The organism is Pseudomonas putida (assembly GCF_001941965.1).
Classification (GTDB): domain Bacteria; phylum Pseudomonadota; class Gammaproteobacteria; order Pseudomonadales; family Pseudomonadaceae; genus Aquipseudomonas; species Aquipseudomonas putida_L.
This window is the reverse complement of record NZ_MKZO01000022.1, coordinates 70,097-96,354: the sequence shown is the minus strand read 5'-3', so window position 1 is coordinate 96,354 and position 26,258 is coordinate 70,097. Positions and strand designations below refer to the sequence as shown.

24 protein-coding genes and 1 other RNA gene are annotated in these 26,258 nt (G+C 63.1%); 14 read left to right on the top strand and 11 right to left on the bottom strand.

Translation table 11 applies throughout. The features are described 5' to 3' along the window. Nucleotides 1-117: 117 nt before the first annotated feature. Together PSEMO_RS13480 and PSEMO_RS13475 are read right to left on the bottom strand one after the other, a co-directional pair. Nucleotides 118-444 (bottom strand): AzlD domain-containing protein, encoded by a 327-nt coding sequence (locus PSEMO_RS13480; protein ID WP_075803567.1) that lies wholly within the window; start codon nucleotides 442-444, stop codon nucleotides 118-120. Then, entirely contained in the window at nucleotides 441-1,175 is a 735-nt protein-coding gene (locus PSEMO_RS13475; RefSeq protein ID WP_075803566.1) for an AzlC family ABC transporter permease, read from the bottom strand. Before PSEMO_RS13475 ends, PSEMO_RS13480 begins: the two co-directional genes overlap by 4 nt. A gap of 124 nt (nucleotides 1,176-1,299) precedes the next feature. On the opposite strand from PSEMO_RS13475, the gene PSEMO_RS13470 reads away from it, so the two are divergent. Both PSEMO_RS13470 and PSEMO_RS13465 read left to right on the top strand, forming a co-directional pair. Next, entirely contained in the window at nucleotides 1,300-2,253 is a 954-nt protein-coding gene (locus tag PSEMO_RS13470) for a LysR family transcriptional regulator (RefSeq protein WP_075803565.1), read from the top strand. A gap of 129 nt (nucleotides 2,254-2,382) precedes the next feature. Then, complete coding sequence (locus PSEMO_RS13465; protein ID WP_075803564.1) at nucleotides 2,383-4,302, top strand: tyrosine-protein phosphatase; 1,920 nt, start codon at nucleotides 2,383-2,385, stop codon at nucleotides 4,300-4,302. A 91-nt stretch (nucleotides 4,303-4,393) separates the two neighbouring features. Here the strand turns inward: PSEMO_RS13465 and PSEMO_RS13460 are convergent, their stop codons facing one another. Beyond that, on the bottom strand, nucleotides 4,394-5,371 hold the full coding sequence (locus PSEMO_RS13460) for a helix-turn-helix domain-containing protein (protein WP_075803563.1): 978 nt from the start codon (nucleotides 5,369-5,371) through the stop codon (nucleotides 4,394-4,396). A gap of 527 nt (nucleotides 5,372-5,898) precedes the next feature. Between PSEMO_RS13460 and PSEMO_RS13455 the strand changes: the two genes are divergently transcribed. Together PSEMO_RS13455 and PSEMO_RS13450 are read left to right on the top strand one after the other, a co-directional pair. After that, on the top strand, nucleotides 5,899-6,210 hold the full coding sequence (locus tag PSEMO_RS13455) for a DUF3077 domain-containing protein (protein WP_075803562.1): 312 nt from the start codon (nucleotides 5,899-5,901) through the stop codon (nucleotides 6,208-6,210). 175 nt (nucleotides 6,211-6,385) lie between these two features. Continuing rightward, nucleotides 6,386-6,805 (top strand): DUF3224 domain-containing protein, encoded by a 420-nt coding sequence (locus PSEMO_RS13450; protein WP_075803561.1) that lies wholly within the window; start codon nucleotides 6,386-6,388, stop codon nucleotides 6,803-6,805. A gap of 218 nt (nucleotides 6,806-7,023) precedes the next feature. Here PSEMO_RS13450 and PSEMO_RS33815 read toward each other — a convergent pair whose 3' ends face one another. Then, nucleotides 7,024-7,188 carry a type II toxin-antitoxin system PrlF family antitoxin gene (locus PSEMO_RS33815; protein ID WP_075803569.1) on the bottom strand — a complete coding sequence of 55 codons (165 nt, stop codon included), beginning with the start codon at nucleotides 7,186-7,188 and terminating at the stop codon, nucleotides 7,024-7,026. Nucleotides 7,189-7,665: 477 nt separating this feature from the next. Between PSEMO_RS33815 and PSEMO_RS13440 the strand changes: the two genes are divergently transcribed. The 8 genes from PSEMO_RS13440 (at nucleotide 7,666) to PSEMO_RS13405 (ending at nucleotide 15,517) form a co-directional block, all read left to right on the top strand. After that, a complete protein-coding gene (locus PSEMO_RS13440) occupies nucleotides 7,666-8,904 on the top strand; it encodes an OprD family porin (protein ID WP_075803560.1) in 1,239 nt (412 codons plus the stop codon). Between the two features lie 125 nt (nucleotides 8,905-9,029). Beyond that, nucleotides 9,030-9,836 carry an NAD-dependent epimerase/dehydratase family protein gene (locus PSEMO_RS13435; protein WP_075803559.1) on the top strand — a complete coding sequence of 269 codons (807 nt, stop codon included), beginning with the start codon at nucleotides 9,030-9,032 and terminating at the stop codon, nucleotides 9,834-9,836. 25 nt (nucleotides 9,837-9,861) lie between these two features. Next, nucleotides 9,862-10,743, top strand: coding sequence for a glucurono-1,5-lactonase (locus PSEMO_RS13430; RefSeq protein WP_075803558.1), 882 nt, complete (start codon nucleotides 9,862-9,864; stop codon nucleotides 10,741-10,743). Nucleotides 10,744-10,810: 67 nt separating this feature from the next. Then, nucleotides 10,811-11,776, top strand: a complete 966-nt coding sequence (locus PSEMO_RS13425; protein ID WP_075803557.1) for a TRAP transporter substrate-binding protein — start codon at nucleotides 10,811-10,813, stop codon at nucleotides 11,774-11,776. Nucleotides 11,777-11,836: 60 nt separating this feature from the next. Then, nucleotides 11,837-12,364 carry a TRAP transporter small permease gene (locus PSEMO_RS13420; RefSeq protein ID WP_075803556.1) on the top strand — a complete coding sequence of 176 codons (528 nt, stop codon included), beginning with the start codon at nucleotides 11,837-11,839 and terminating at the stop codon, nucleotides 12,362-12,364. Beyond that, nucleotides 12,365-13,645, top strand: a complete 1,281-nt coding sequence (locus PSEMO_RS13415) for a TRAP transporter large permease (RefSeq protein WP_075803555.1) — start codon at nucleotides 12,365-12,367, stop codon at nucleotides 13,643-13,645. Between the two features lie 60 nt (nucleotides 13,646-13,705). Next, nucleotides 13,706-14,629 carry an EamA family transporter gene (locus PSEMO_RS13410; RefSeq protein ID WP_075803554.1) on the top strand — a complete coding sequence of 308 codons (924 nt, stop codon included), beginning with the start codon at nucleotides 13,706-13,708 and terminating at the stop codon, nucleotides 14,627-14,629. Nucleotides 14,630-14,653: 24 nt separating this feature from the next. After that, on the top strand, nucleotides 14,654-15,517 hold the full coding sequence (locus PSEMO_RS13405; RefSeq protein ID WP_075803553.1) for an aldose 1-epimerase: 864 nt from the start codon (nucleotides 14,654-14,656) through the stop codon (nucleotides 15,515-15,517). A 182-nt stretch (nucleotides 15,518-15,699) separates the two neighbouring features. Here the strand turns inward: PSEMO_RS13405 and PSEMO_RS13400 are convergent, their stop codons facing one another. The 6 genes from PSEMO_RS13400 to PSEMO_RS13375 all read right to left on the bottom strand — a co-directional run bounded on the left by PSEMO_RS13400 (nucleotide 15,700) and on the right by PSEMO_RS13375 (nucleotide 23,968). Then, on the bottom strand, nucleotides 15,700-17,001 hold the full coding sequence (locus PSEMO_RS13400; RefSeq protein ID WP_075803552.1) for an MFS transporter: 1,302 nt from the start codon (nucleotides 16,999-17,001) through the stop codon (nucleotides 15,700-15,702). 305 nt (nucleotides 17,002-17,306) lie between these two features. Next, nucleotides 17,307-17,698, bottom strand: a transfer-messenger RNA (tmRNA) gene (ssrA, locus tag PSEMO_RS13395). A 92-nt stretch (nucleotides 17,699-17,790) separates the two neighbouring features. After that, nucleotides 17,791-18,069, bottom strand: a complete 279-nt coding sequence (locus tag PSEMO_RS13390; protein ID WP_075803551.1) for a hypothetical protein — start codon at nucleotides 18,067-18,069, stop codon at nucleotides 17,791-17,793. A 127-nt stretch (nucleotides 18,070-18,196) separates the two neighbouring features. Continuing rightward, entirely contained in the window at nucleotides 18,197-21,007 is a 2,811-nt protein-coding gene (locus tag PSEMO_RS13385) for an FAD-binding and (Fe-S)-binding domain-containing protein (protein WP_075803550.1), read from the bottom strand. Between the two features lie 79 nt (nucleotides 21,008-21,086). Continuing rightward, nucleotides 21,087-22,232 (bottom strand): FMN-dependent L-lactate dehydrogenase LldD, encoded by a 1,146-nt coding sequence (gene lldD, locus PSEMO_RS13380; RefSeq protein WP_075803549.1) that lies wholly within the window; start codon nucleotides 22,230-22,232, stop codon nucleotides 21,087-21,089. A 71-nt stretch (nucleotides 22,233-22,303) separates the two neighbouring features. Then, the gene (locus PSEMO_RS13375) at nucleotides 22,304-23,968 is read right to left on the bottom strand and encodes a lactate permease LctP family transporter (RefSeq protein ID WP_075803548.1); all 1,665 of its coding nucleotides are present in this window, start codon (nucleotides 23,966-23,968) and stop codon (nucleotides 22,304-22,306) included. Between the two features lie 253 nt (nucleotides 23,969-24,221). Between PSEMO_RS13375 and PSEMO_RS13370 the strand changes: the two genes are divergently transcribed. Next, nucleotides 24,222-24,989, top strand: coding sequence for an FCD domain-containing protein (locus PSEMO_RS13370; RefSeq protein ID WP_075803547.1), 768 nt, complete (start codon nucleotides 24,222-24,224; stop codon nucleotides 24,987-24,989). A 119-nt stretch (nucleotides 24,990-25,108) separates the two neighbouring features. On the opposite strand, the gene smpB is transcribed toward PSEMO_RS13370, so the two are convergent. Next, nucleotides 25,109-25,591 carry an SsrA-binding protein SmpB gene (gene smpB / locus PSEMO_RS13365; RefSeq protein WP_075803546.1) on the bottom strand — a complete coding sequence of 161 codons (483 nt, stop codon included), beginning with the start codon at nucleotides 25,589-25,591 and terminating at the stop codon, nucleotides 25,109-25,111. Between the two features lie 124 nt (nucleotides 25,592-25,715). Between smpB and PSEMO_RS13360 the strand changes: the two genes are divergently transcribed. Continuing rightward, nucleotides 25,716-26,150 (top strand): type II toxin-antitoxin system RatA family toxin, encoded by a 435-nt coding sequence (locus PSEMO_RS13360; protein WP_075803545.1) that lies wholly within the window; start codon nucleotides 25,716-25,718, stop codon nucleotides 26,148-26,150. The last annotated feature ends 108 nt before the right edge of the window (nucleotides 26,151-26,258 follow it).

Sequence of the window (26,258 nt, the reverse complement as noted above, 5' to 3'; positions counted from 1 at the left end):
AACTGGTGCGGGGCCGCTGAGGGCCCTATCGCTGGCAAGCCAGCTCCCACAGGTTCACCAGCGTTCTCGAGAGCACCGCTGTACCTGTGGGAGCTGGCTTGCCAGCGATGAGGCCCTTCAGTGCATGAGCATTTTCAGTCCCCACAAAGCCCCCATCCCGACAGCCAGGGTCAGTACGGTATTGCGGGTTTTCCAGGCCACCAGCGCCGCCAGCACCGCCGCCGGGATCTGCGGATTGCCCAGCACGAAATCCCCATGCCCTTCCGGATACACCACCGCCGGCAGCACCAGCGCCGCCAGTACGCTGGCCGGCACGTAGGCCAGGGCCCGGCTCACCAGCGGCGGCACCCGCAGGTTGCCATACAGCTCGACGAAGGACAGGCGCAAGGCAAAGGTCCCCATTCCCACCACCAGGAACAGTCCCCACAAGGCCAGATCGCTCATTGGCGTTCTCCTTCCGGCTGATAGTCAGCTTCCGACGATTTCCTGCGCAGGCTTTCCGCCGTCACCCCGGCAATCACCCCGCCGATCGACGCCGTCACCAGCCCGAGGTTATAGGGCAGGTCCACCGCCGCCACGGCAATCCCGCCACCGACGATGGCCGCGACCAGCGCCGGGATGCTGCGGATCCCCGGCACCAGCAAGGCCAGGAACGACAGCGGAATGGTAAAGCCCAGCGACCAGCTTTCCGGAATGCTCCCACCGACGAATACGCCAGCGACCACCGACAGGTTCCACGCCAGCCACATGGCCACCGCCGTGCCGGCGTAGTAGTGATAGCCATAGCGCCCCAGCTCGCCGGACGACAGCCGCAAAGCGCAAAGCGCGTAGGACTGGTCGGAAAGCATGTACGACAGCGGCCAGGTCCAGCGACGCGGCAGTTGGTGCAGATGCGGGGCCAGCGAAGCGCTGTACATGATGAAGCGCAGGTTGATGATCAGCGCCGTGGCGACGATCGCCACCGGCAGTACGCCGCTGTGGATCAGTTGCAGGGCAACCATCTGCGCCGAGCCGGAATAGAACAGCAGGGTCATGCCAATGGCCATGGTCGGGCTCATGCCCATCTTGATCGCCATGACCCCGGTGACCAGGCCGAAGGGGATGACACCAGGGGTGAGGGGCAGCAAGGCACGGACGCCGGCGCCGAAGGCGGCACGGCCGGAGGGATAAGGCATGTCGCCTCCTCGTTATAGGTTTTGTATGACAGACGCATCCGTCCGCATCGTGGGATAGAGTGTAGGGCTTGGGCGTTGTCGTCCTGAATCGACTTTTTTTCCGGGAAAGCAGGCAGTTTTTGTTATGGCTAAAAACGCTCCGCCAGATCAATCGCTGATCGCCATGCCGTCGTTCAAGGCCGTGCGCTCGTTCGTTGCGGCCGCCAAGTACCGCAATTTCACCCGGGCTGCCGAGTCGCTGTGCGTGACCCAGGCGGCGATCAGCCGGCAGATCCGCGACCTGGAGCTGTACCTCGGCACCGAACTGTTCAACCGCACCGGGCGCGAGGTTTCCCTCACGGCAGCGGGCGCGACGCTGTTCGATGCGGCGCAGTTGTCCTTGCTCAACATCTTCCAGGCCACCGAGCGGATCCGCCGCGACAAGAACGACAAGCGCAGCCTGACCCTGTGCTGCTCGCCGGCCTTTTCCGGGTTGTGGCTGGCGCGGCGTCTGCAGGACTTCTTCGGCGCCAACCCCGCTATCGACCTGAACGTGGTCACCACCCAGCATTTCCTGACAATCGAGCCGGGGATCGAGCCGGATATCTTCATCACCCGGATCTTCGATTCGCGGCCCGGCTATCTGCAGATGCCGCTGTTCCACGAAGTCGTCTACCCGGTGTGTTCGCCGGGCTATCTGCAGGCCCATCCCGAGTCGAACACCCTGGAAGGCATTCGTCGCGGCGTGCTGCTGGACGTCAATCCCTATGGCCGCGCGCAGCTGTCGGAGCAGGTCGACTGGGACGTGTGGTTCGCGTTGCATTCCCATGGACAACAGGTGCCGCTGGTCGACGCGACAAAGCGTTTCAGCAGCAATGATTTCGTCCTGCTGATGCAGATGGCCCTGGACGGGCAGGGGCTGGCGCTGGGCTGGGATCATCTGGTCCGCGACCTGATCGAGGAAGGGCGCCTGGTGCGGCCGGTCAGCGATGAGCTGGTCCTGGCGCAAAACCGGCATTGCCTGATCTTCCGCGAAGAACTTGCCGACGACCCGGACTTCCTGCGTCTGAAGGACTGGCTGATCTCCCGGTTCAGCTAGGCCATACGGACAGAAAACGCAGCACACGGACAGATTGCGCCGGCATTTTCCCAGGCCGGCTTTTTGTAATATTCAGTCACATAGCCCTGACGATAGTAGCCGCCTCACTTCGCTCAAAGAGGCTACGCCGTGCTGCTCCGTGTCCTGTTTTCCCTGTCTGCCCTCAGCCTGTCCATCGCCGCCCATGCCGCCGAGACCTACGAGCTCGACACCCCGCGCCTGACCGGCATGGACAACTTCCGTGATATCGCCGGGACCGACACGGCCTACACCACGGCCAATGACGGGACTATGCGCTCGGGTGTGTTCTATCGCTCCAACGCCCTGACCCCGACCGCGTCGGACCTGGCCACCCTCAACACCCTGGGCATCTCCAACGTCTACGACCTGCGCACCCCGAGCGAAATCGCCTCGACCCCGGACACCCTGCCGACTGGCGCGGTCTACCAGAACATCGACATCATCGGCAGCACCACCTCCGGTTCCAACGTCACCAACATTTCCTTCACCAGCGCAGCCCAGGCCGTAGCGATGATGGAGGAAACCAACCGCGCCTTCGTCAGCGATAGCGGCATGCGCGGCCAGTTCGCCGTGCTGTTCAACGAGCTGGCTGCGGCGGATGGCGCTGCGTTGTTCCACTGCACCGCCGGCAAGGACCGCACCGGCTGGACCGCCGCCGTGCTGCTGAGCATCGCCGGAGTGGACAGCGCCACCATCATGGAAAACTACCTGGCCACCAACGACTACACCGCCGCCCGCGTCGCTGCGACCCTGGCGATGATGCCGGCGAGCATGGCGGCGATCTACGCGCCGTTGCTGGGTGTGCAGGCCAGCTACCTGCAAGCCGGCCTCGACGAGGTGACCGCCGAGTACGGCAGCATGGACAACTACCTGAAGGAAGGTCTGGGACTGTCCCAGGAAACCATCTACGTACTGCGCGGGAAGATGGTCTTCTACAACAGCCTGCCGGGGGCTGCCGACCTGCTGGGCAACGCGGCGGCGGGGGCGCAACTGCTGTCGCAGTTGCAGAACAGCAGCCTGTCCGGGGACTACACGGCCTACAACTACTACCTGCAGTCGGCCATCGATGCGGGCAGCCTCGGCGGCGTCGAAGCGACCGTGGGCGGGCAGGTGCATGCCGACGCGGCGAGTTACCTGCTGCGCCAGGGCGCGCTGCTGGACAAGGCGGCCGCGCCCTATGCCAGCGGCACCGACCTGAAGATCGGCCAGTACCGGCTGTGGACCACGGCGCTGGCCGGGTACCAGGGCACCGATGGTTCCTCCCGTGCCGCGAGCAGTAACGAACACACCCAGGGCATGATGGTCGGCCTCACTCAGCGCTTCTCCGAGCAGCTCAGTGCCCATGCCGGCTTCGGCTACAGCCGTGGCAGCGTCGGGGCGGCGGGTGGTGATGTGGATACGGACCTGACCTTCATCAAGACCGGTGCGCGCTTCGCTTTCGACACGCTGGACCGTGGCCTCTTCCTTGAAGCCGGGCTGAGTGGCGGTTGGCTGGACTACGACAGCAAGCGCGAACTGGGTGGTGGTCTCGGCGCGGCCAAGGGCGATACCGAGGGCACCCTGGCGGGCGCGAGCCTGGCGTTGGGCTACCGGATGCCAATGTCGGGTGTCACGGTCGAGCCGAGCCTGGGTGTGCGGGTCAGCCGGGTGGACCTCGATGGCTTCCAGGAGAAGGGCAGCGAGCTGGCTTTGCAGGTGGATGGCCTGAAGGAAACCCGGCGCAGTGCCTTTGCCAATGTGAAGGCCTCCTTCGCGCCGCATGAGCTCGGCGCTGGCTGGCAACTGACGCCGGGCCTCGAAGCGGGCTACGAGCATGCGCTGGGCAATCACGACGTCGATAGCCAGGGCCATCTGCTGGGGCTGGATGTCGAGCAGCGTGCAGCGTTCGACAGCCGTGACCAGTTCAGTGGTGGCTTCAACCTGACGGCGAGCCAGGGGGACTTCAGCGTGGGGGCTGACCTTGGGGTGATCGCGGGTGGCGGCAGTCATGGCGTCAGCGGGAGCCTGAAGGCCAGCTATCAGTTTTGACGAGCTCTAAGCTGCAAGTTGCAAGCGGCAAGAGAGAGCAGCGGCGACGCGGACTGCTCTTTCTTGCCGCTTGAAGCTTGCGGCTTGTAGCTCAAGATCCGTTGCGCAGATCCGCCGGGCTGATCCCGTAGGCGCTCTGGAAGTACTGGCAGAAGCGGCCGACATTGCTGAAACCCAGGGCCAGGGAGATTTCGCTGACGGAGCGGGAAGCGTCCTGCTTCAGCGCCTCATACGCCCGTTGCAAACGCACCTGGCGCTGATAGGACACGATCGAGGTTCCCACGAAGCGGCGGAAGCCGTCCTGCAGGGCACGCAGACTGATATTGCTCAGCTCGGCCAGTTCGCTGCCGCTGACCAGGGCGTCGGGGTGGGCCTGGATGTAGTCCATGGCCTGTTTCACATGGCGCGGCGCGATCAGCTTCTGTGGGCACTTCAGCGCTTCGCTGTAGTTGTGCGGCCAAATTTCCAGTACCGAATCCACCAGCATTTCCTGCAGGCGGCTGGGCATCAGCGAGCTGGCGGTCATCAACTGGTCGAATTCGTTGCCGGTGGCCATGCCAACGATGGCCTTGATGCCCTGGAAGGCGTTCGAGGCCAGGTCCACCATGGGACGGAAGCGGATCGGCTGGAGGATCGGTTTGCCCAGCAGGAGAGAGAGGCGGCGGGCGAATACCGAGCGGCGGATCGACATGCCGTATTGGGAGTGGCCGTCGATGAAGCTCACCGATTTCACCGAGGTCTTTTCCACGGCGAGGCCGATCTGTGGAGTGCCGATGATCTCGCTGGAATGGCTGAAGACGATGCGTCCGGCGGTGGGGAAGACGAAGGTGATCTCGTCCTCGGCGTCGGGCAGGCTGGTCAGCAGGTCGCCGCGAAAGCTCAGGTTGCGAAAGCTCACACCGTCGTAGCGACCGTAGACGCCGGCGATGGCCACCTGGCGATCAGGGCGCGGCATGCCGGCGTAGAGATTGCCGAACATACGCGTGAACAGCGCGCCGAAATCGTCGGTGCTCATGTTGTCGGAGCGGATCATGAAGGACTGGCGGGGGCTGGCTGGGTCCAGATTCATTGTTGGTCTTCGAGGGGATTCTGGGGAAAAGCAGGATAGGAGAGGGTGGTTACAGCCTGATGATGGCGCACCGCATATCCCTGTGGGAGCTGGCTTGCCAGCGATTTGGCCGGCACTGACGAAGATGGTGTCTGGTCTGACGCTATCGCTGGCAAGCCAGCTCCCACAGGGTCCGTGTCTTGCCATATAAAGCTACGAAACTTCGGCTATCTCCGACTTTTATGTAGGCAAATTCCCAAGCATACTTCCGCGGCTTTTCAGCCATTGCGTACTGGGGAAGCGCTGCCTAGTCTTGCCTCCGTCGCTGATTCCAGCGACCGGTTTGACAGGCCGTGTGTAAGGTTCCATTCAGTGCTGGATCCACCTGCCACAGCGCGTGCGCCGTGGTTGTTGTGTCATGGTGGCTGTACGTGGGGCGCCTTCGTGCGCGCCGGGATACCTTGCCTCGGTCTGTCAACCCGCGTACAGCTGCCACCCGTTCGTTTGACAGCGATCCCGTGACAGCCTCATCCGCAAGGTGGAATGTCATGAAGAAGATCGTCCCCGATCCACCTGCATCACCGTCCCGCCCTATTACCGTCCACACCCCGTTTGCCTCGTGCGACGGTCACCATCCCCCGTTGTTCGCCGTCTGCGCCGGAGTCGATGTTGAAGAGGCCTTGGTTCACCTCACCGTGTTCTTGCGCACCGCCTTCGAAACCAATCTCCAGGCCTGTGACACGGTCAAGGACAACTACCTGGCCGGGATGCTCTGGGCAACCCAGCACAGCCTGGAAGCTTCGCAGGCGTTGGTCGAATCGATGTTAAAGGGGGTCGCGCAGTGGCAGGCATCAGGTTGACCCAAGGGCGCCGCTAAAACCCTGTGGGAGCTGGCTTGCCAGCGATGAGGCCGGCTCAGGCAATGATGTTGTCCCGCCGGGCCAAATCGCTGGCAAGCCAGCTCCCACAAGGTTCGTGTCGGCCGCCCTGTCCGTGTTACACAGTGCATCCGCAAACACCAATGGACGACTGCCAGTGAAGGCCAGCGCTACCTTTTCCGCCAAGGATTTCAAACCCGCCGAACTGACTCCGGTTCCTGCCATCGCCACGGCTCTTCCGGTCTCCGTGATCACCATGGAGAAACACTACAGCGGCGAGATCCAGGGTCACTCCTCCACCCTGTTTACCGCTGCCTTCGACCGTGCCCTGGGCAAGGGCAGCTATGTCGCCATGGAAAGCTTTGAAGGCAGCGTCAACGGCAAGACCGGCACCTTCAACTTCCTGCACTCAGCCTCCACCAGCGGCAGTGACCGGGCGAACGAGTTCTTCAGCATTGTTGAAGGCAGTGGGACAGGGGAACTGGCGGGAATCGCGGGAACGGGCGGGATCAGCGTCGAAAGCGATGGTACGCACCGGATCTGGTTCGAGTACCGGGTTGGTGAGCAGGATTCCTGACTCCAAATCACCGCAGGTCCCTGTAGGAGCTGGCTTGCCTGCGATGGACCGCGCAGCGGTCCCAAAACCTGCCACGCCGGGTTTCTGTATGAATGCGATAGGGCTGGCGCCGAATCTGGAATGTCACCTGACAGCAGTTCGTGCTGGATGGCTTTGGGACTGCTAGCGCAGTCCATCGCAGGCAAGCCAGCTCCTACAGGGGGCGGGTGTAAAACGCTTTACTCGTCATCCATCGATAACGCAGCGTCCAGATCGATATCGACATCGCCCACCAACTTCTCGATGTTTCGCACAACCTCCTGATCTATAGCCACCAGGCGGTGTGGATTTTCAGCAATGTCCTTGGCAAGGAAGGTGAGAAAAGCTGCTTCAGCGTCGCTCATGTTCTGTCCCGAGATAGAAGGCGTCGTGGAAAGGTAATGCGATTGTCCGGTCATGACAAAGCAGGCTGACCAACGGATTCCCAGCTCGTCATCGTATGTCTTGGCCATCTTAAGAACCCCCGAACTAGAGCCATCGACTGAAACACAGCCCCCATATATCGACACGCCTGAATAAATCCAGCGCACCCAAACCGTTGACACCCCCACCCACCCTTGCTAATAATTCGACATGTTGTACGACAACACACAACAAAAACTAAAAACAGTGAACCTGCCCATGTCGACATCACCTTCGCTCTACCCGCGCGTCTCCCATCTCCCGATTTCCCCGGCCAGCCCCTTCGGCTCGCCGTGTATCGCCGTGGGCATCTGACCCCCGCGAATTCCAGGTTCCACCCCAAGCCACCCGCCCACACCGCAGGTCGCCGACGCGCGCCCCGTGGACGGACTGCCACACCCTCAGGGAGCACAACAATAATGAAAATCCGCCACACCCTTCCTTTCACCCTGCTCGGCACCGGCCTGCTCGCCAGCCTGCCGATGACCAGCAGCGCCGCCGGCTTTATCGATGATTCCAAGGCCACCCTCGGCCTGCGCAACTTCTACATCAACCGCAACTTCACCAACCCGAGCAACCCGCAGAGCAAGGCCGAGGAGTGGACCCAGAGCTTCATTCTCGATGCCCGCTCCGGCTTCACCGAGGGCACCGTTGGTTTTGGCGCGGATGTGTTGGGGCTGTGGTCGGTGAAGCTCGATGGCGGTGGCGGCACCTACGGCACGGCGCTGTTGCCGCGGCATGACGACGGTCGCCCGGCCGACGATTACGGGCGCCTGGCAGTGGCCGGGAAGATGCGGATTTCCAAGACCGAACTGAAGGTCGGCGAGTGGATGCCGGTATTGCCGATCCTCCGCTCCGACGACGGCCGCTCTCTGCCGCAAACCTTCCGCGGCGGCCAGGTGACCTCCAACGAGATCGCCGGTCTGACCCTCTACGGCGGCCAGTTCCGCGGCAACAGCCCGCGCAACGACGCGAGCATGGAAGACATGAGCTACGGCAGCGGGGTGTCGGACCGCTTCAACTTCGTCGGCGGTGAGTACAAGTTCAACCAGGACCGCACCCTGTTCGGCCTGTGGAACGCCGTGCTGAAAGACGTCTACGAGCAACAGTACCTGCAGGTCAGCCACATGCAGCCGCTGGGCGACTGGACCCTCGGCGCCAACCTCGGCTACTTCCACGGCGACGACGACGGCGCCGCCCGCGCCGGCAAGCTGGACAACAAGACCTACTCCGGGATGTTCTCCGCCAAGTACGGCAGCAACACCTTCTGGCTCGGCCTGCAGCGCGTCGACGGCAACACCTGGATGCGGGTCAACGGCACCAGCGGCGGCACCCTGGCCAACGACAGCTACAACTCCAGCTTCGACAACTCGGAAGAACGCTCCTGGCAGGTTCGCCATGACTTCAACTTCGCCGGTGTCGGCGTGCCCGGCCTGACCCTGATGAACCGCTACATCAGCGGCCAGGATGTGCATACCGGCAACATCACCGACGGTAAGGAATGGGTCCGCGAATCGGAACTGGCCTACGTGATCCAGAGCGGGACCTTCAAGAACCTCAGCATCCGCTGGCGCAACTCGAGCATCCGCCGCGACTACAGCAACAACGAGTTCGACGAGAACCGCCTGATCTTCAACTATCCGCTGTCGCTGCTGTGATCGACCCGGGGGGGGGCACAGGGTGACCCCCGCAACCAGGCGTTGACAGGCAGCGGAATCGCTGTCGATAATCGACAAAAGTCATACGACAACCTACAACAATTCACGACAATTCGGGGCCGGCCATGACCACCACTCCCTTCAATCGCCTGCTGCTCACCGGAGCCGCAGGCGGCCTGGGCAAGATCCTCCGCGAACGCCTGCAAGGCTTCACCGAGGTACTGCGCCTGTCCGATATCAGCCCCATGGCACCTGCCGCGGGCTCCCATGAAGAGGTGGTGACCTGCGACCTCGCCGACAAGGCCGCCGTGCATGCCCTGGTCGAAGGCGTCGACGCCATCATCCATTTCGGCGGCGTGTCCACCGAGCATTCCTTCGAAGACATCCTCGGCCCGAATATCTGCGGCGTGTTCCACATCTACGAGGCGGCGCGCAAGCACGGGGTGAAGCGGGTGATCTTCGCCAGCTCCAACCACACCATCGGTTTCTACCGCCAGGACGAGCGCATCGACGCCCGTTCCCCGCGTCGTCCGGACAGCTACTACGGCCTGTCCAAGTGCTACGGCGAAGACGTCGCCAGTTTCTACTTCGACCGCTACGGCATCGAGACCGTCAGCATCCGCATCGGCTCGTCCTTCGACCAGCCACAGAACCCGCGCATGCTCTGCACCTGGCTGAGCTACGACGACCTGACCCAGTTGATCCAGCGCGGCCTGACCACGCCGGACGTCGGCCACACCATCGTCTACGGCGCCTCCGACAACCGCACCCTGTGGTGGGACAACCGCTACGCCGAGCATCTGGGCTATGAGCCGAAAGACACCTCCGAGGTGTTCCGCGCCCAGGTCGAAGCTCAGCCGGCACCGGCTGCCGACGACCCTTCGATGGTCTACCAGGGCGGCGCCTTTGTCGCGGCCGGCCCGTTCAACTGACCCCACGCGCCAGGAGGCACGGCCCATGAATTGCGAACTGATCGTCGACGCCCGCAACGGCACCGGTGAGAGCCCGGTGTGGCACGCCGGCGAGCAGGCCCTGTACTGGGCCGATATCCCTGCGCGGCAACTGCATCGCTGGAGCGCCGCGGACGGCGCGCACCAGGTCTGGCAGGGCGACGAAATGCTCGCCTGCATCGCCCGCAATGGCGATGGGTGGGTGGCCGGGATGGAGAGCGGCATCTTCCAGGTGACCGCCACCGCTGATGGCCGCCTCGACAGTCGCCTGCTCAGCCCGGTCGAGCATGCCCGCGAGGGCATGCGCTTCAACGACGGGCGCTGCGACCGCCAGGGCCGCTTCTGGGCCGGCACCATGCTGATGGACATGCAGCAAGGCATTCCGGTCGGCGCGCTGTACCGGCACGACGGCGAAGGCCGCCTGCACCGCCAGCTCGACAGCATGCTGGTGCCCAACGGCCTGGCCTTCAGCCCGGACGGCAGGCGCATGTACCTCTCGGACTCGCACCCGAGCGTGCAGACCGTCTGGGTCTTCGACTACGACATCGACACCGGCACGCCGCACAACCAGCGGGTCTTCGTCGATATGCACGCGTATCCCGGCCGCCCCGATGGCGCCGCCATCGACCAGGACGGCTGCTACTGGATCTGCGGCAACGATGCCGGGCTGATCCACCGTTTCACCCCGGACGGTCGCCTCGACCGCTCGCTGCAAGTGCCGGTGAAAAAGCCGGCGATGTGCGCCTTCGGTGGCGCCAACCTCGACACCCTGTTCGTCACCTCGATCCGCCCGGCGGGTGTCGACCTCGCCGACCAGCCGCTGGCTGGTGGTGTGTTCGCCCTCAACCCCGGCACCAAAGGCCTGGAGGAGCCCGCCGCGCGCTACTGATCGCTACACAGCACAACCTGCCGTCATACAAGCCAAACCGGATAACAACAAAACACGGAGCTTCACCATGACCTTCAAACGCAAGCTGCTTCTTGCCGCGCTTCCTTTCGCCTTCTCTGCGTCCGCCTTCGCGCTGGACATCAAGTTCGCTGACGTGCACCCGGCCGGGTACCCGACCGTGGTCGCCGAGCAGAACATGGGCAAGAAACTCGAAGAAGCCACCAAGGGCGAAATCACCTTCAAGATGTTCGCCGGTGGCGTACTGGGTTCCGAGAAGGAAGTGATCGAACAGGCGCAGATCGGCGCCGTGCAGATGGCCCGGGTTAGCCTGGGTATCGTCGGGCCGGTAGTGCCGGACGTGAACGTGTTCAACATGCCGTTCGTGTTCCGCGACCATGACCATATGCGCAAGGTCATCGATGGCGAGATCGGCCAGGAAATCCTCGACAAGATCACCAATTCCGAATTCAACCTGGTCGCCCTGGCCTGGATGGATGGCGGCACCCGCAGCCTCTACACCAAGAAGCCGGTGCGCTCGCTGGAAGACCTCAAGGGCATGAAGATCCGCGTGCAGGGCAACCCGCTGTTCCTCGACATGATGAACGCCATGGGCGGCAACGGCATCGCCATGGACACCGGCGAGATCTTCAGCGCCCTGCAGACCGGCGTGATCGACGGTGCTGAAAACAACCCGCCGACCCTGCTCGAGCACAACCACTTCCAGAGCGCCAAGTACTTCACCCAGACCAGCCACTTGATCCTGCCGGAGCCGGTGGTGATGTCGAAGACCACCTGGAACAAGCTGACCCCGGACCAGCAGGCGCTGGTGAAGAAGGTTGCCCGTGAGGCGCAGTTCGAAGAACGCGCGCTGTGGGATGCCAAGTCCGCTGCCAGCGAAGAGAAGCTCAAGGCGGCCGGCGTCGAGTTCATCGTCGTCGACAAGAAGCCCTTCTACGACGCCACCGCTTCGGTACGCGAGAAATACGGCGCGCAATACGCCGATCTGATGAAGCGTATCGACGCCGTCGAGTAACCCCTTCCACATCGACCCTGGTCGTGCAGCCGCTGCTGCACGACCGCTTTGGTGATGCCTATGAAATCGTTCTTCCTGCGCCTGAACGACGTGCTGTACCGCGCCTGCATCTGGGTCGCCGGTCTGTCGATCCTGACCATGTCGCTGATCATTCCTTGGGGCATCTTCGCCCGCTACGTGCTGGGTACCGGCTCCAGCTGGCCGGAGCCGGTGTCGATCCTGCTGATGGTGCTGTTCACCTTCGTCGGCGCCGCCGCCAGCTATCGCGCCGGCGCGCACATGGCGGTGGCCATGGTCACCGATCGCCTGGACCCGGCGGTGCGCCGCCTGGTCGGCATCTTCGTGCAGGTGCTGATGATCCTCGTCTGCCTGTTCATGACCTGGTACGGCGTCAAGCTGTGCATCACCACCTGGAACCAGTACCTGGCGACCCTGCCCAGCATTCGGGTGGGCATGACCTATGCGCCGATCCCGCTCGGTGGCGTGCTGACCCTGAGCTTCGTACTGGAAAAACTCATGCTGGGTGACCAGAGCCACCGCCGCGCGGTGCGCTTCGACCTGGTGGAAGAAAGCGAAGGAGCTGCATAAATGGATGCCTTCATTCTGTTGGGCAGCTTCATCCTGCTCATCCTCATCGGCATGCCGGTGGCCTACGCCCTGGGCCTGGCGGCGCTGATCGGCGCCTGGTGGATCGACATCCCGCTGCAGGCGATGATGATCCAGGTTGCCAGCGGGGTTAACAAATTCTCCCTGCTGGCAATTCCGTTCTTCGTCCTGGCCGGCGCGATCATGGCCGAGGGCGGCATGTCACGCAGGCTGGTGGCGTTCGCCGGGGTACTGGTGGGCTTCGTCCGTGGCGGGCTGTCGCTGGTCAATATCATGGCCTCGACCTTCTTCGGCGCCATCTCCGGTTCGTCGGTAGCTGACACCGCTTCGGTAGGTTCGGTGCTGATTCCCGAGATGGAACGCAAGGGCTATCCGCGGGAGTTCTCCACGGCGGTGACCGTCAGTGGCTCGGTGCAGGCGCTGCTGACGCCGCCCAGCCACAACTCGGTGCTCTACTCGCTGGCGGCAGGCGGCACGGTATCGATTGCCTCGCTGTTCATGGCCGGGGTTATGCCCGGGCTGCTGCTCAGCGCGGTGATGATGGGTCTGTGCCTGATCTTCGCGAAGAAGCGCAACTACCCCAAGGGCGAGGTGATCCCGCTGCGCCAGGCGCTGAAGATCGCCGGCGAGGCACTCTGGGGCCTGATGGCCATGGTCATCATCCTCGGCGGCATTCTCTCCGGCGTATTCACCGCGACGGAGTCGGCGGCGGTGGCGGTGGTCTGGTCGTTCTTCGTGACCATGTTCATCTACCGCGACTACAAGTGGCGCGACCTGCCCAAGCTGATGCACCGCACGGTGCGGACCATCTCCATCGTGATGATCCTGATCGGTTTCGCGGCGAGCTTCGGCTATGTAATGACCCTGATGCAGATCCCGTCGAAGATCACCACGGCGTTCCTGACCCTGTCGGATAACCGCTACGTGATTCTGATGTGCATCAACTTCATGTTGCTGCTGCTGGGCACGGTGATGGACATGGCGCCGCTGATCCTGATCCTGACACCGATCCTGCTGCCGGTGATCAACGGCATCGGCGTCGATCCGGTGCACTTCGGCATGATCATGCTGGTCAACCTCGGCATTGGCTTGATCACACCGCCGGTAGGTGCGGTGCTGTTCGTCGGCTCGGCCATCGGCAAGGTCTCGATCGAGTCCACGGTCAAGGCGCTACTGCCGTTCTACCTGGCGCTGTTCATGGTGCTGATGGCCGTGACCTACATCCCTGCAATCTCTCTCTGGCTGCCCAGCGTGGTGCTGTAAGCGGTCATTTGGGGCGGGCCGGTACTGGCCCGCCTTTTTTTTCGCATATGGATTTCGCACATGGCTGTTTCTTCCGCTGCACCTGCGCTGTTTCCGCGCAAGCTGGCGATCGCGCTATTGGCGCTGCTGGCCTGTTCCTTCGCCGGCAACCATATCGCCGCGCGCTTCGCTTTCGATGACGGGACCGGGGTGTTGCTGGCGATTCTTTGTCGATCCGGCATCACCTTGCTGGTGCTCGCCGGATTACTGATTTGGCAGCGTCAACCGCTGGGCTTGCCGGCCGGGACGTTGCGTTGGCAACTGCTGCTGGGCTTGCTGATCGCGACCCAGAGCCTGTGTTTGTATTCGGCAGTGGCGCGGATTCCCGTGGCCCTGGCCTTGCTGGTGGGTAATACCTTTCCGATGTTGCTCGCGCTGTTGGGCTGGGCCCTGGGTGGGCCGCGTCCGACGGGGCGCAGCGTGCTGTTCATGGGCCTGATTCTCTGTGGTCTGGTCCTGGCGCTGGATGTGCCAGCGCGCCTGGCTGACAGCGGCGAGGCCAACCCGCACTGGACCCTCGGCGTCAGCCTGGCGTTCGGCGCGGCCTGTGCCTTTGCCTGCGCGCTGTGGATAACCGACAACAAGCTGGCCGCCATGCGTGGGCCGGTACGCAGCCTGCTGACCTTGCTGATCGTCTTTTCCAGCATGTTGCTCGCCGGGATGAGCGGGGTGATGCCCAGCGGGTTGTCGGCACCGAGCACGGGCGGCGGCTGGCTGGCGCTGGCGAGCCTGGTGGTGCTCTACGGCATCGCCTTCACCTTGCTGTTCGTCTGCGTGCCGCGGCTGAACATGGCGCAGAACGCGCCGGTGATGAATATCGAACCGATCGCCACCATGCTGCTCGGCTGGGCCTTGCTCGACCAGCACCTGGGTGGCCTGCAACTGCTCGGCGGCGCGGTGGTGGTGAGCGGCATCGTCCTGCTGACCTGGCGCAAGAGCGGCTGAGCCCTTTATCCACAGGAGCCCTCGATGGCCTTGACCGAGTTGTACCTGCAAGACCGCCTGACCCGCCTGAGCATTGCCCCCGAACTGGGCGCGAGCCTGGTCAACTGGGACGTGAAGGCGACCGGGGAAGCGCTGCTGCGCCCGGCCGATGAAGAAGCGAAGGCTGCCGGTACGCCGCGCCGTTTGGGTTGCTATCCGTTGCTACCCTGGTCCAATCGTATCGCCGAGGGCGGTTTCGAGCGGCCCGATGGCTGGCAGGTGCTGGCGCCGAATACCGATCATGATCCCTATCCGATCCACGGCAGCGCCTGGCAACAGGCCTGGCAGGTGGATCATCACAGCGAGCGGCGGATCAGGCTGACCCTCGACAGCGAATGGCCGTTTGCCTATCAGGCGACCCTGGATGTGCATCTGCACGAAGGGTGTCTGAACCTGGATCTGCACGTGACCCATCTGGATGAACAGGCCAACTGGTATGGGCTGGGGCTGCATCCGTATTTTCCTCGGCATCCGGGGACCCGGTTGCTGGCACCGGCGCAGAGTGTGTGGCTGGGGGAGGAGGGACGCTTGCCCTGGTTCGAGGCGGAAATTCCCGAGGACTGGCGTTTCGCCGAGCTGGCCGGATTGCCGGTGCGGCAGGTGGATCATGCGTTCAGTGGCTGGGCTGGGGAGTGTGTGATCGAGCAGCCGGGGTATCGGCTGGAATGCCGGGCTACGGGGGCGGATTACTTCCTGTTGTTCTGCCCGCAGGACAAGCCGTTCTTCTGTGTCGAGCCGGTGAGCCATCCGGTCAATGCCCACCATCTGCCGGGGCGGCCGGGGTTGCGATTGCTGGAGCAGGGGGAGGAGGCGAGTCTGGGGTTCAGGTTGCAGTATCTGCCAGCTTGACTCGGGCTGCTGTAGTGAATTGACCACAGCAATCGCTGGCAAGCCAGCTCCCACAGTGACCGCGTCGTGTCCGGAATCGAGGGCTGGCGGAGGATCCTGTGGGAGCTGGCTTGCCAGCGATTGCGGTAGTAGGTCCACCCAATAAAAAAGGGCCGCAAGTGCGGCCCTTGTCTTTTGCGGGATCAGGCAATCGCCTGGTTACCCCCGGTTGAAGCTATCGGACTTGGAGCAGGCACCGCAGTCACTTCCTTCGCCACCTTCCACACCAGCAACGCAGCAATCACATCGAACGCCGCCAGCACCACGAACAGCGGGCTGTAGCCGATCTGCGTCACCAGCACACCGAAGGCCAGGGTGAACACCGTCGCCCCGAGATACCCGCACATCCCGCCCATGCCGGTAGCGGTCGCGACCTGGTCACGGGTGAAGGAGTCCGAGGTGATCGAGTACAGCGCGCCGGACAGAGTCTGGTGGGCGAAGCCGCCGATGCACAGCAGCAGGATCGCGGTGTAGGGGCTTTCCACCAGGCCGATGCAGGCCGGGCCGATCATGCAGCTGGCGCCGAACACCAGGACCATCTTGCGCGAGGTGAACAGCGACACTTTGAAGTAGCGATGGAAGAACGGGCTCAGGTAGCCGCCGAGCACGCAGCCGATATCCGCGGCGAGGAACGGCAGCCAGGCGAACATCGCGATTTCCTTGATGTTCATATGGCGCTCGGTCATCAGGTACAGCGGGATCCAGGCATTGAAGGTCTGCCAGGCCGGCTCCGAGAGAATCCGCGCCGAGGCGATGGCGTAGAAGTTGCGGGTCTTGAAGATCTTCTTCCAGGCGCCTTTCTCGCGTTTCTCCTGCTTGAAGTGGGCTTCCTGGCCGGAAAGGATGTAGTCGCGCTCTTCATCGCTCAGGCGTTTCTGATCCCGTGGGTGCTTGTAGAGCAGCATCCACAGCAGGGTCCAGATGATCCCCGCGACGCCGACCAGCACGAACGCCAGTTGCCAGCCACTGTGCAGGATCGCCCAGACCACCAATGGCGGCGCGAGCAGGGCGCCGAACGACGAGCCGATATTGAACCAGCCGATCGCCACCGACCGTTCCTTGGCCGGGAACCACTCGGTGGTTGCCTTGACCCCGGCGGGCAGGCCGGCGGCTTCGGTCATCCCCAACAGTCCGCGCATGAACGCCATGCTCTGCCAGCCGCTCGCTAGCGCCGCGCCGGCACAGGCCGCAGACCAGGCCAGGGCGAACACGGCGAAGCCGAGCTTGGTGCCGATGAAGTCGATCAGCCAGCCGGCGATCGGCTGCATCAGCGCATAGCAGAACTGCCAGGCGGCGACGATCTTGGCGTATTCGGCGGTGGAAATGGAGAGGTCGGTCATCAGGGTCGGTGCGGCCACCGACAGGGTGTTGCGAGCGAGGTAGTTGACGACGAGCCCAGCCGTGACAAGGCTGACCATCCACCAACGGATGCCTTTTATTTTCATGGTTCACCTGGCGTTATTTTTAGAGGTGCGGTGCTTGTCTCGGTGCTGGCATGGCGAAGTGAGACAAAATGTTTCCAGGAAAGGATGGCATGTTGTGTGTCGTCGTACAACATAATTTGCGTGAATTCAGGCCGGGCGTATGCGGTTTCAGTTAATTATTTAGATAGTTATACGATGTCTAGGTGGGCCGCGGGGCCTAGGGGAAGCAAGACTTGGGAGCAGGGCTTCGCAGAGGGTATGAAACCCAGGCAACAAAAAAAGCCCTTTGGCGAATGTCGCCAAAGGGCCTTTCTGTCTTGCGTGTTTGGTGGAACCGGGGGGATTTGAACCCCCGTCCGCCAGTACTCCGCTGTCGGTACTACATGCTTAGCCGTGTCTATTGAGTTAATCCGCAGCCGCCCGACGGGCAGGGTGCTTTGGACGAGTTGTGTAAGTTTTAGCCGCTTCGTCCACAACGTACTGCACGGCGATCCTGTTCTGTATGACAATCATTTCGGGTTTACAGGCATCCCCTGATGATTGCTGGAGCCGAAGCTACCAGAAGGGCGGGCTCGGCTGCTTACGCAGCGAGAGCGTAACCCTCGAAGGTTTCGTCATTGGCAACTATAGAAAGTTGCAACAGTGGATTTACGAGTTCTGTTACCAACTCGGCATGCACCTAGAGTTTCATCACCGGCGTCGAATCCTAATCGGCCCCATTTTTACTGCTCTAAGCTGACGCTTTCTCAAGCGCGTAAGGCGGAGTATACGCGATCCGGGCGACGTGTGCCATCGCCCGGACGCTCTGCCTCACTCGCTGCCGCCACCCTTGGTGGTGTTCTGCAGGTCCTGCAGGGCCTTGGTGGTGAGGGCGATGCAGTCCTTGTCGTTGCCGGCAGTCTTCGCGGCCCGCGCATCATCGGCCTGTTCCTTGACGGATTTGACCAGGTCTTCCGACGTGGCGCCGAGGCTGGCCAACTGATCGTCGATCTTCTGCAGGTTGGCGGTACACAGGTCATCTGCCGCAAACACAGGGGAGGCAAGCAACGCGGCGGTCATGAACAGTCCGGTAATCGCAGTACGCTTCATGTGAATCTCCTTGGCTTTGAAGGCCTCGGGAATTGGGCCTTGTGGGGTGGACTGCACCGCCCTTGAAGGAGTTCACAGGAATGTAACGACCGGCTGGCTTGTTGCTCCAGCCGGTTACTAGCACCCGTCAGATGGCGCGCGGACGGGTGACCCGGTCCACGAGATAGACCAGCCCGTGGTAGTCAATGCCTGAATGACTCGACAGACCGATCTCACAGGTCCGACTGGTGGAAATCCCTTCCTCGCAGTACTGCACCGCATCCTTCAGGCTGCGCAGCGAGTGGCTGTTGAGTTCCGGGGTGGTGAAGCCCTTGTCGCCGGCGAAACCACAGCAGTGGATGCCCTCCGGAATCACCACCTGTTTGCTGCACAGCCGCGCCAGGTCGATCAGCGCCTGGCTCTCGCCAAGGTGCTGGGTGCTGCAGGTGACATGCACCGCCACCGGCGCGTCCTGCGGGGTGAACTCCAGCTTGTCGAGCAAGTGGGTGCGGATGAAGCGTACCGGGTCATACATGTCCAGGCGGGTTTCGGCGAGGTCCTGGACCAGGCGCAGGGTGCACGGGCTGGTGTCGCAGTAGATCGGATCGAGCCCGCCGCGGCTGGCGTGGAGCAGGGCGCCGAGCATTTCCTGGCGCTTGTGCTCGGCTTGCTCGGCATAGCCTTTGGAAGCGAACGGCTGACCACAGCAGAGGCTGTCCTGGTTGTCCGGGAAGACCACCTGATAGCCGGCTTTCTCCAGCAACCCCCGGGTCTTGTCCAGCAGCGAGGTCTGCTCCTTGTCACTGGCCGCCGGGCCCATGACCCGCGAGACACAGGCGGCCAGATAGACCACCCGCGGCCGGGCATCATTGCTGGTGATGCTGACCTGCGGTGACTTCAGTGGCTGCGGCATGGCTGGCGTCCACTGCGGCAGACGGCCCTTGCTCGCCTTGCTCAACGAATGACTGATGCGGGCGAGACGCGGGGCGCCCAGCAGGCGGCGGGCACCGTTGGCGACACGCAGGGTCAGGCGGGCACCACTGAGAGCCGTATGGAAATTCTCCGCCAGCCAGTCCGCGGTCTTGCCGTGATGTGCGGCTTTTCCACGCAGCTTTTTCACCAGTTCGCCGGTATTGATCCCAACCGGGCAACGCTGAGCGCACAATCCAGTGGCCGCACAGGTATCGATGCCCTGGTACTGGTAATCGCGCTCCAGTGCCGAGGTGTCTTCACCGGCGCGTTTCCTGGCCTGGATATCCCGCCACATGACGATGCGCTGGCGCGGGCTCAGGGTCAGCCCCTTGGACGGGCAGACCGGCTCGCAGAAACCGCATTCGATGCACTTGTCGACGATCTCGTCGGCGGCCGGCAAGGGTTTCAGATTCTTCAGATGGATATCCGGGTCTTCGCTGAGGACCACGTCCGGGTTGAGGATGCCGTTGGGATCAAGCAGGCGTTTGAGCTTCCACATCAGCTCGTAGGCATCGCGGCCCCATTCCAGCTCCACGAAGGGCGCCATGTTGCGCCCGGTGCCGTGCTCGGCCTTGAGCGAACCACCGAACTCCACGGCCACCAGTTGCGCCACGTCCTCCATGAAGGCCTGGTAGCGCGCGACTTCCGTGGCGCTGTTGAAGCCCTGGGTGAAGACGAAATGCAGGTTGCCTTCCAGTGCGTGGCCGAAAATGATCGCTTCGTCGTAGCGGTGCTTGTCGAACAGCTGGATCAGGCGGTTGACGCCTTCGGCCAGTTGTTCGACGGGGAAGGTGACGTCTTCGATGATCACCGTGGTCCCGGTCTGACGCACCGCACCGACGGCGGGGAAGGTGTCCTTGCGAATTTTCCACAGCAGGTTGTACACCGCCGGGTCTTCGCTGAAATCGACCTTCTGCTCCAGCGGGAAATCGGCGATGGAGGCCATGATCTGCGCCAGCTGCTCATGCAGCAGCGTCTGACTGGCGGCGCGGGATTCGATAAGCAGGGCGCAGGCATTCTCCGACAGGCCTTTCACCCATGCCGGCATGCCCGGCTTGTCCTGCACCGAGCGCATGCTGCGACGGTCGAGCAGTTCAACGGCGGACACCGGCTGCTGCTTGAGCACGGTCACCGCGCGACAGCAGCTTTCCACGGTGGGGAAGACGATCAGCGCCGAAGCCTTGTGCGGGTGGTCGGGTACGGTGTCGTAGGTCACGGCGCTGATAAAGCCGAGGGTGCCTTCGGAGCCAACCAGCAGGTGTTGCAGGATATCGAGCGGCTGGTCGTAGTCCACCAGGGCATTGAGCGACAGGCCGGTGGTGTTCTTCAGTCGATACTTGTGCCGGATGCGATCAGCCAGCGCTGTATTGGCGCGGGTTTCGCGACCGAGAAAGGCCAGCTCTTCGAGCAGGTCGGCGTGGCTGTTTTCGAAGGCGGCGACGCTCGCAGGGTCCTCGCTGTCCAGGCGGGTGCCATCAGCCAGCACCAGGCGCAGGCCGGCGAGGGTGTGATAGGTGTTCTGCGCGGTACCGCAGCACATGCCGCTGGCGTTGTTGGCGACGATGCCGCCGATCTTGCAGGCGTTGATCGAGGCTGGATCGGGGCCGATCTTGCGCCCGAACGGCGCCAGCCAGGCGTTGGCCTGGGCGCCGATGACCCCGGGCTGCAGGCGGATCTGTTCACCCTGGCCGCGGATTTCGCGGCCGTTCCAGTTATCGCCGAGGACGATCAGCACCGAGTCGCTGATGGCCTGGCCGGACAGGCTGGTGCCGGCGGCGCGGAAGGTCACCGGCACGCGGTCGCGCTGGGCCAGCTGGACCAGGCCGACCACTTCGTCTTCGGATTCGACCCGCACCACCAGCTTGGGAATCAGCCGGTAGAAGCTGGCGTCGGTGCCGAAGGCCAGGGTCGAGGTCGGGTCGTCGAAACGGCGGTCGGCGGGAATCAGGCGCTCGGCATCGCGGAGGAACGCGGCGGGCAGGCTCATGCAAACTCCTCGCGGAGCCACGGCGTCTGGCGCGCCGCGTGCCCCGGTCAATCAGGCGGTAGGAAGTGCGGGCGCGCGGTCAGGCGCCCAGTTCGCGGACCAGCGAGTCGCGGGTGATCTCGCTGATCGACTTGGCGCCAGTCAGCACCATGGCCACGCGCATTTCCTTCTCGAACAAGTCCAGCAGGTTCTTCACCCCGGCTTCGCCGTGGGTTGCCAGTGCATAGAGGAAGGCGCGGCCGATCATCACGGTGTCGGCGCCGAGGGCGATCATGCGCACCACGTCGAGGCCGCTGCGGATGCCGGAGTCGGCGAGGATCCTGATATCACCCTTCACCGCGTCGGCGATGGCCGGCAGGGCGCGGGCGCTGGACAGCACGCCGTCGAGCTGGCGCCCGCCGTGGTTGGATACGACGATGCCGTCGGCGCCGAATTTCACCGCGTCGCGGGCGTCATCGGCATCGAGGATGCCCTTGATGATCATCGGGCCGTCCCAGAATTCGCGGATCCACTCCAGGTCTTTCCAGGAGATGGACGGGTCGAAGTTGGCGCCGAGCCAGCCGATGTAGTCGGCCAGGCCGGTGGGGTTGCCACGGTATTTGGAAATGTTGCCGAGGTCATGCGGGCGGCCCAGCAGGCCGACATCCAGGGCCCATTGCGGATGGGTCATAGCCTGCCAGACGCGCCGCAGCGGTGCGTTCGCCCCGCTCATGCCGGAGTGGGCGTCACGGTAGCGGGCGCCGGGGACGGGCATGTCGACGGTGAACACCAGGGTTTTCACGCCGGCAGCCTTGGCCCGCTCCAGCGCGTTGCGCATGAAGCCGCGGTCTTTCAGGACATAGAGCTGGAACCACATCGGCCGGTCGATCGCCGGGGCGACTTCTTCGATCGGGCACACCGAGACGGTGGACATGGTGAAGGGAATGCCTTTCGACGCCGCCGCACGTGCCGCCTGGACTTCGCCACGACGGGCATACATGCCGGTCAGGCCGACTGGGGCGAGGACCACGGGCATGTTCAGGGTTTCGTCGAAGAGCCGGGTCTGCAGGCTCAGTTCCGACATGTTTTTCAGCACGCGCTGACGCAGGGCGATGCTCGCCAGGTCCTCGACGTTATGGCGCAGGGTGTATTCGGCGTAGGCGCCACCGTCGGCGTAATGGAACAGGAACGGCGGCAGCTTGCGCTGGGCCGCGGCACGGTAGTCGGTGGAGGCAGAAATGATCATGGGATCTCGCAACCAGGTGTGTGAGAAGGCAACTGCCGGGCGCGTCGGAAGCGCGCCCGGCCCCTGTCACTTTAGTGAACCAGCATGCCGGTCAACCAGTAGGCCTGGATCAGGGTGATCAGGCCGACGATGGTGGCAAAGAACAGGCTGTGCTTGAGGGTGAAGCGGAACAGGTCCGATTCCTTGCCGACCAGGCCGGTGGCGGCGCAGGCCACGGCGATGGACTGTGGCGAGATCATCTTGCCGGTCACGCCGCCGCTGGTGTTGGCCGCGACCAGCAGGGTGTCGTTGACCCCGATCTGGTGCGCGGTGGTGGCTTGCAGCGAGCTGAACAGGGCGTTGGACGAGGTGTCCGAACCGGTCAGGAACACGCCCAGCCAGCCAAGGAACGGCGAGAAGAACGGGAACGCGGCGCCCGTGCCGGCCAGGACCAGGGCCATGGTCGAAGACATGCCCGAGTAGTTGGTGACGAAGGCGAAGGCCAGGACCATGCCGATGGACAGGATCGGCCAGCGCAGCTCGTAGAAGGTCTCCTTCAAAGTGGTCAGACCAGTTTTGAAGTTGATCTTCAGGACGATCATCGAGATCAGCGCGGAGAGGAAGATCGCGGTGCCGGTGGCGGAGATCGGGTCGAGCTTGAACACTGCCGGGATCGGCGTCGGGTTGGCGACGATCGGCGCGGTCTTGATCACCAGTTGATCAAGGTGCGGGATGGCGAAGTTGAAGACAAAGTTGTACATCGCGCCGCCGCTGGCGAAGGCCGCCTTGAACGGCTTCAGGGTCCAGATGGTGACCAGCACGGTGAGGATCAGGAACGGCGACCAGGCCTTGAAGATCTCGCCGAGGCTGTAAGGCGTGGGCTGGGCGCCGCCCTTGACCACGTCGGCGCCGACACCGGCGGTCACGGTGCTGAAGGATTTCTTCGGCTGCCAGACCTTGAGGAACAGGGTCAGGGCGATCAGCGAAGCCAGGGCCGAGGTGATGTCCGGCAGTTCCGGGCCGATGAAGTTCGAGGTGAAGTACTGGGTGACGGCGAAGCTCAGGCCGGCGACCAGGGCGGCAGGCCAGGTCTCCTTTACGCCTTTCAGGCCGTCCATCATGAACACCAGCCAGAACGGCACGAACAGCGACAGCAGCGGCAGTTGGCGACCGGTCATGGCGCCGATATGGAAGGCGTCGATGCCGGTGACCTGGCCGGCCACGATGATCGGGATGCCCAGGGCGCCGAAGGCCACCGGTGCGGTGTTGGCGATCAGGCACAGGCCGGCGGCGTACAGCGGATTGAAGCCGAGGCCGACGAGCAGCGCGGCGGTGATGGCCACCGGCGCACCGAAGCCGGCCGCACCTTCGAGGAAGGCACCGAAGCAGAAGCCGATCAGCAGGACCTGCAGGCGCTGGTCATCGGTAATCGACAGCACCGAGCTGCGGATCACTTCGAACTGGCCGCTCTTGACCGTCAGTTTGTAGAGGAACACCGCGGCGACGATGATCCAGGCAATCGGCCACAGACCATAGGCAAAACCGTAACCGGCGGCGGCGAAAGCCATGTCGGCAGGCATCTGGAAAGCGAAGATCGCCACCAGGATCGACAGGCCCAGGGTGATGCTGCCCGCGATGTGTCCCTTCATGCGGAACACGGCCAGCGCCAGGAAGAAGAACACGATTGGAATGACCGCCGCCAGGGCGGACAGGCCAAGACTACCAAGCGGACTATAGAGTTGTTGCCAGGTTTGCATGTGGGATGGCCCCTAATTGTTTTTGGTAAGGCGCTGGCATTGGTTAATTGGTAAGACCAATTTACAATGGCGAGGCGCTAGGTTAAAAGCCTCGCTGTGGGTGTGTCAATTTGTCCGCGTGAAACTTTGGTCGCAGGGCCGACGAAAGGCCTGACTGAGTGGTAAGGAAAGTTGCCAACTGATGGGTGTGGCGCGGGGCGGGATAGGCCAGAATAGGCGCCCCGAACTGACTCGGGATTGTGGAGAGCATGTGATGGTTTTCGACCAGGTCCGCCAGCGCCGTTTGTCCGACGATATCGTCGAGCGGCTGGAGGGAATGATTCTTGAGGGCACCCTGACCGCTGGCGAACGCTTGCCGGCCGAGCGGGTGCTGGCTGAACAGTTCGGCGTTTCGCGTCCGTCGTTGCGCGAGGCGATCCAGAAGCTGGTGGCCAAGGGCATGCTGGTCAGTCGCCAGGGTGGCGGCAACTATGTGGCGGAGTCGCTGGGCACGACTTTCAGTGATCCTTTGCTGCAACTGCTCGAAAGCAATCCCGAGGCCCAGCGCGACCTGCTGGAGTTTCGTCATACCCTGGAGGCGTCATGCGCCTACTACGCGGCGATGCGCGCGACCGATGTGGATCGGGAGCGGCTCAAGGCGGCGTTCGATGCCTTGCAGGATTGCTACACCCGCAATGACGAAGTGACCCGGGCCGAGGAGGGCGCGGCCGATGCGCGCTTCCACCTGGCGATTGCCGAGGCCAGCCACAATGCGGTGTTGCTGCATACCATTCGTGGCTTGTTCGACCTGCTCAAGCGCAACGTGGTGACCAACATTGGTGGCATGTACAAGCAGCGTACTGAGACCCGCGACATGCTGATCAGTCAGCACCGGGACCTGTACCTGGCGATCGTCGAAGGGCGGGCGCAGGATGCGCGGGAAGTGTCGAGCCGGCACATTCTGTATGTGCAGGAGGTGCTGGAAGAGGTGCGGCAGGAAGTGCAGAGGGTGGCGCGGGCGGAGCGGCGCAAGGGTCGCTGATCTTGTGTTGTTGCTGAGGGCCCTATCGCTGGCAAGCCAGCTCCCACAGGTTTGGCGGCGCACGCGGTCACTGTGGGAGCTGGCTTGCCAGCGATGAGGCCACCAGAGGCGCCGAAGAACTAGTCTTCCCGCCCCTTGTTGCGCACCGCACGCTGCAGCTCGCGATTGGAATCCCGTTCGCGCTCGGTATCGCGCTTGTCGTATTCCTTCTTGCCCTTGCCCAAAGCAATCTCGCACTTGATCAGGTGCTTGCTCCAGTACATGGACAGCGCGACGCAGGTGTAGCCCTTCTGCTGCACGCCCACGTACAGACGCTCCAGCTCGCGGCGATTGAGCAGCAGCTTGCGGGTACGGGTCGGGTCGGCGATGACGTGGGTACTGGCGGTCGTCAGCGGGGTGATGTGGCTGCCCATCAGCCAGGCTTCACCGTCCTTGAGCAGCACGTAGCTGTCCACGAGGTGCGCCTTGCCGGCACGCAGGCTTTTTACTTCCCAACCGGACAGGACCAGTCCGGCCTCGAATTTGTGTTCGATGAAGTAATCGTGTCGCGCTTTCTTGTTCTGCGCGATGGTCCCTGTCGGATGTTTCTTTTGTTTGGCCATAGGGGCGGCATTATAGGGAGTCGCCGCGTCGGCGGCTACGGGGGAGTGGCGAGCTTGAGGCGACGGAGTGAATCCCGGACAATGCGGCGCATTCTTCTTGTTCACGTTTGGAACTGACGCCTGGATGACTACCCATATTCAACGGTCGGCCCTGCTGCCTTATCCCGCTCAGGCACTCTACGATCTGGTCAATGACGTTGCGAGCTACCCGAAATTCCTGCCCTGGTGCTCGGGCTCCACTGTGCTGGAGTCCAGTGACACGGCGATGCGCGCCAAGGTCGAAGTGGCCAAGGGCGGCCTCAGCCAGCATTTTGTAACGCGTAATGTGCTGGTGCCGGGGCAGTCCATCGAAATGAACCTGGAAGAAGGTCCGTTCAGTCAGTTGCATGGCCTGTGGGTGTTCAAGCCGTTGGGCGAGAAGGCCTGCAAGATCAGCCTGGACCTGTCGTTCGAATATTCCGGCGCGTTGGTCAAAGCGACCCTGGGGCCGCTGTTCAACCAGGCGGCGAATACCCTGGTCGATGCGTTCTGCCAGCGGGCCAAGCAGCTTTACGGTTGAACAAGCCGCAAGCTTTAAGCTGTAAGCGGCAAGCAAGAGCAGTCCGCGTCGCCACGGCTTTTTCTTATGACTTGCAGCTTGAAGCTTGAAGCTCAAAAAAAAGCCCGA

What these genes read in the sequence shown, in the direction of transcription:
- PSEMO_RS13480 (WP_075803567.1), bottom strand. Translation starts at nt 444, where the DNA reads ATGAGCGATCTGGCCTTGTGGGGACTGTTCCTGGTGGTGGGAATGGGG.
- PSEMO_RS13475 (WP_075803566.1), bottom strand. Translation starts at nt 1,175, where the DNA reads ATGCCTTATCCCTCCGGCCGTGCCGCCTTCGGCGCCGGCGTCCGTGCC.
- PSEMO_RS13470 (WP_075803565.1), top strand. Translation starts at nt 1,300, where the DNA reads ATGGCTAAAAACGCTCCGCCAGATCAATCGCTGATCGCCATGCCGTCG.
- PSEMO_RS13460 (WP_075803563.1), bottom strand. Translation starts at nt 5,371, where the DNA reads ATGAATCTGGACCCAGCCAGCCCCCGCCAGTCCTTCATGATCCGCTCC.
- PSEMO_RS13455 (WP_075803562.1), top strand. Translation starts at nt 5,899, where the DNA reads ATGAAGAAGATCGTCCCCGATCCACCTGCATCACCGTCCCGCCCTATT.
- PSEMO_RS33815 (WP_075803569.1), bottom strand. Translation starts at nt 7,188, where the DNA reads ATGAGCGACGCTGAAGCAGCTTTTCTCACCTTCCTTGCCAAGGACATT.
- PSEMO_RS13440 (WP_075803560.1), top strand. Translation starts at nt 7,666, where the DNA reads ATGAAAATCCGCCACACCCTTCCTTTCACCCTGCTCGGCACCGGCCTG.
- PSEMO_RS13435 (WP_075803559.1), top strand. Translation starts at nt 9,030, where the DNA reads ATGACCACCACTCCCTTCAATCGCCTGCTGCTCACCGGAGCCGCAGGC.
- PSEMO_RS13430 (WP_075803558.1), top strand. Translation starts at nt 9,862, where the DNA reads ATGAATTGCGAACTGATCGTCGACGCCCGCAACGGCACCGGTGAGAGC.
- PSEMO_RS13425 (WP_075803557.1), top strand. Translation starts at nt 10,811, where the DNA reads ATGACCTTCAAACGCAAGCTGCTTCTTGCCGCGCTTCCTTTCGCCTTC.
- PSEMO_RS13420 (WP_075803556.1), top strand. Translation starts at nt 11,837, where the DNA reads ATGAAATCGTTCTTCCTGCGCCTGAACGACGTGCTGTACCGCGCCTGC.
- PSEMO_RS13415 (WP_075803555.1), top strand. Translation starts at nt 12,365, where the DNA reads ATGGATGCCTTCATTCTGTTGGGCAGCTTCATCCTGCTCATCCTCATC.
- PSEMO_RS13410 (WP_075803554.1), top strand. Translation starts at nt 13,706, where the DNA reads ATGGCTGTTTCTTCCGCTGCACCTGCGCTGTTTCCGCGCAAGCTGGCG.
- PSEMO_RS13405 (WP_075803553.1), top strand. Translation starts at nt 14,654, where the DNA reads ATGGCCTTGACCGAGTTGTACCTGCAAGACCGCCTGACCCGCCTGAGC.
- PSEMO_RS13400 (WP_075803552.1), bottom strand. Translation starts at nt 17,001, where the DNA reads ATGAAAATAAAAGGCATCCGTTGGTGGATGGTCAGCCTTGTCACGGCT.
- PSEMO_RS13390 (WP_075803551.1), bottom strand. Translation starts at nt 18,069, where the DNA reads ATGAAGCGTACTGCGATTACCGGACTGTTCATGACCGCCGCGTTGCTT.
- PSEMO_RS13385 (WP_075803550.1), bottom strand. Translation starts at nt 21,007, where the DNA reads ATGAGCCTGCCCGCCGCGTTCCTCCGCGATGCCGAGCGCCTGATTCCC.
- lldD (WP_075803549.1), bottom strand. Translation starts at nt 22,232, where the DNA reads ATGATCATTTCTGCCTCCACCGACTACCGTGCCGCGGCCCAGCGCAAG.
- PSEMO_RS13375 (WP_075803548.1), bottom strand. Translation starts at nt 23,968, where the DNA reads ATGCAAACCTGGCAACAACTCTATAGTCCGCTTGGTAGTCTTGGCCTG.
- PSEMO_RS13370 (WP_075803547.1), top strand. Translation starts at nt 24,222, where the DNA reads ATGGTTTTCGACCAGGTCCGCCAGCGCCGTTTGTCCGACGATATCGTC.
- smpB (WP_075803546.1), bottom strand. Translation starts at nt 25,591, where the DNA reads ATGGCCAAACAAAAGAAACATCCGACAGGGACCATCGCGCAGAACAAG.
- PSEMO_RS13360 (WP_075803545.1), top strand. Translation starts at nt 25,716, where the DNA reads ATGACTACCCATATTCAACGGTCGGCCCTGCTGCCTTATCCCGCTCAG.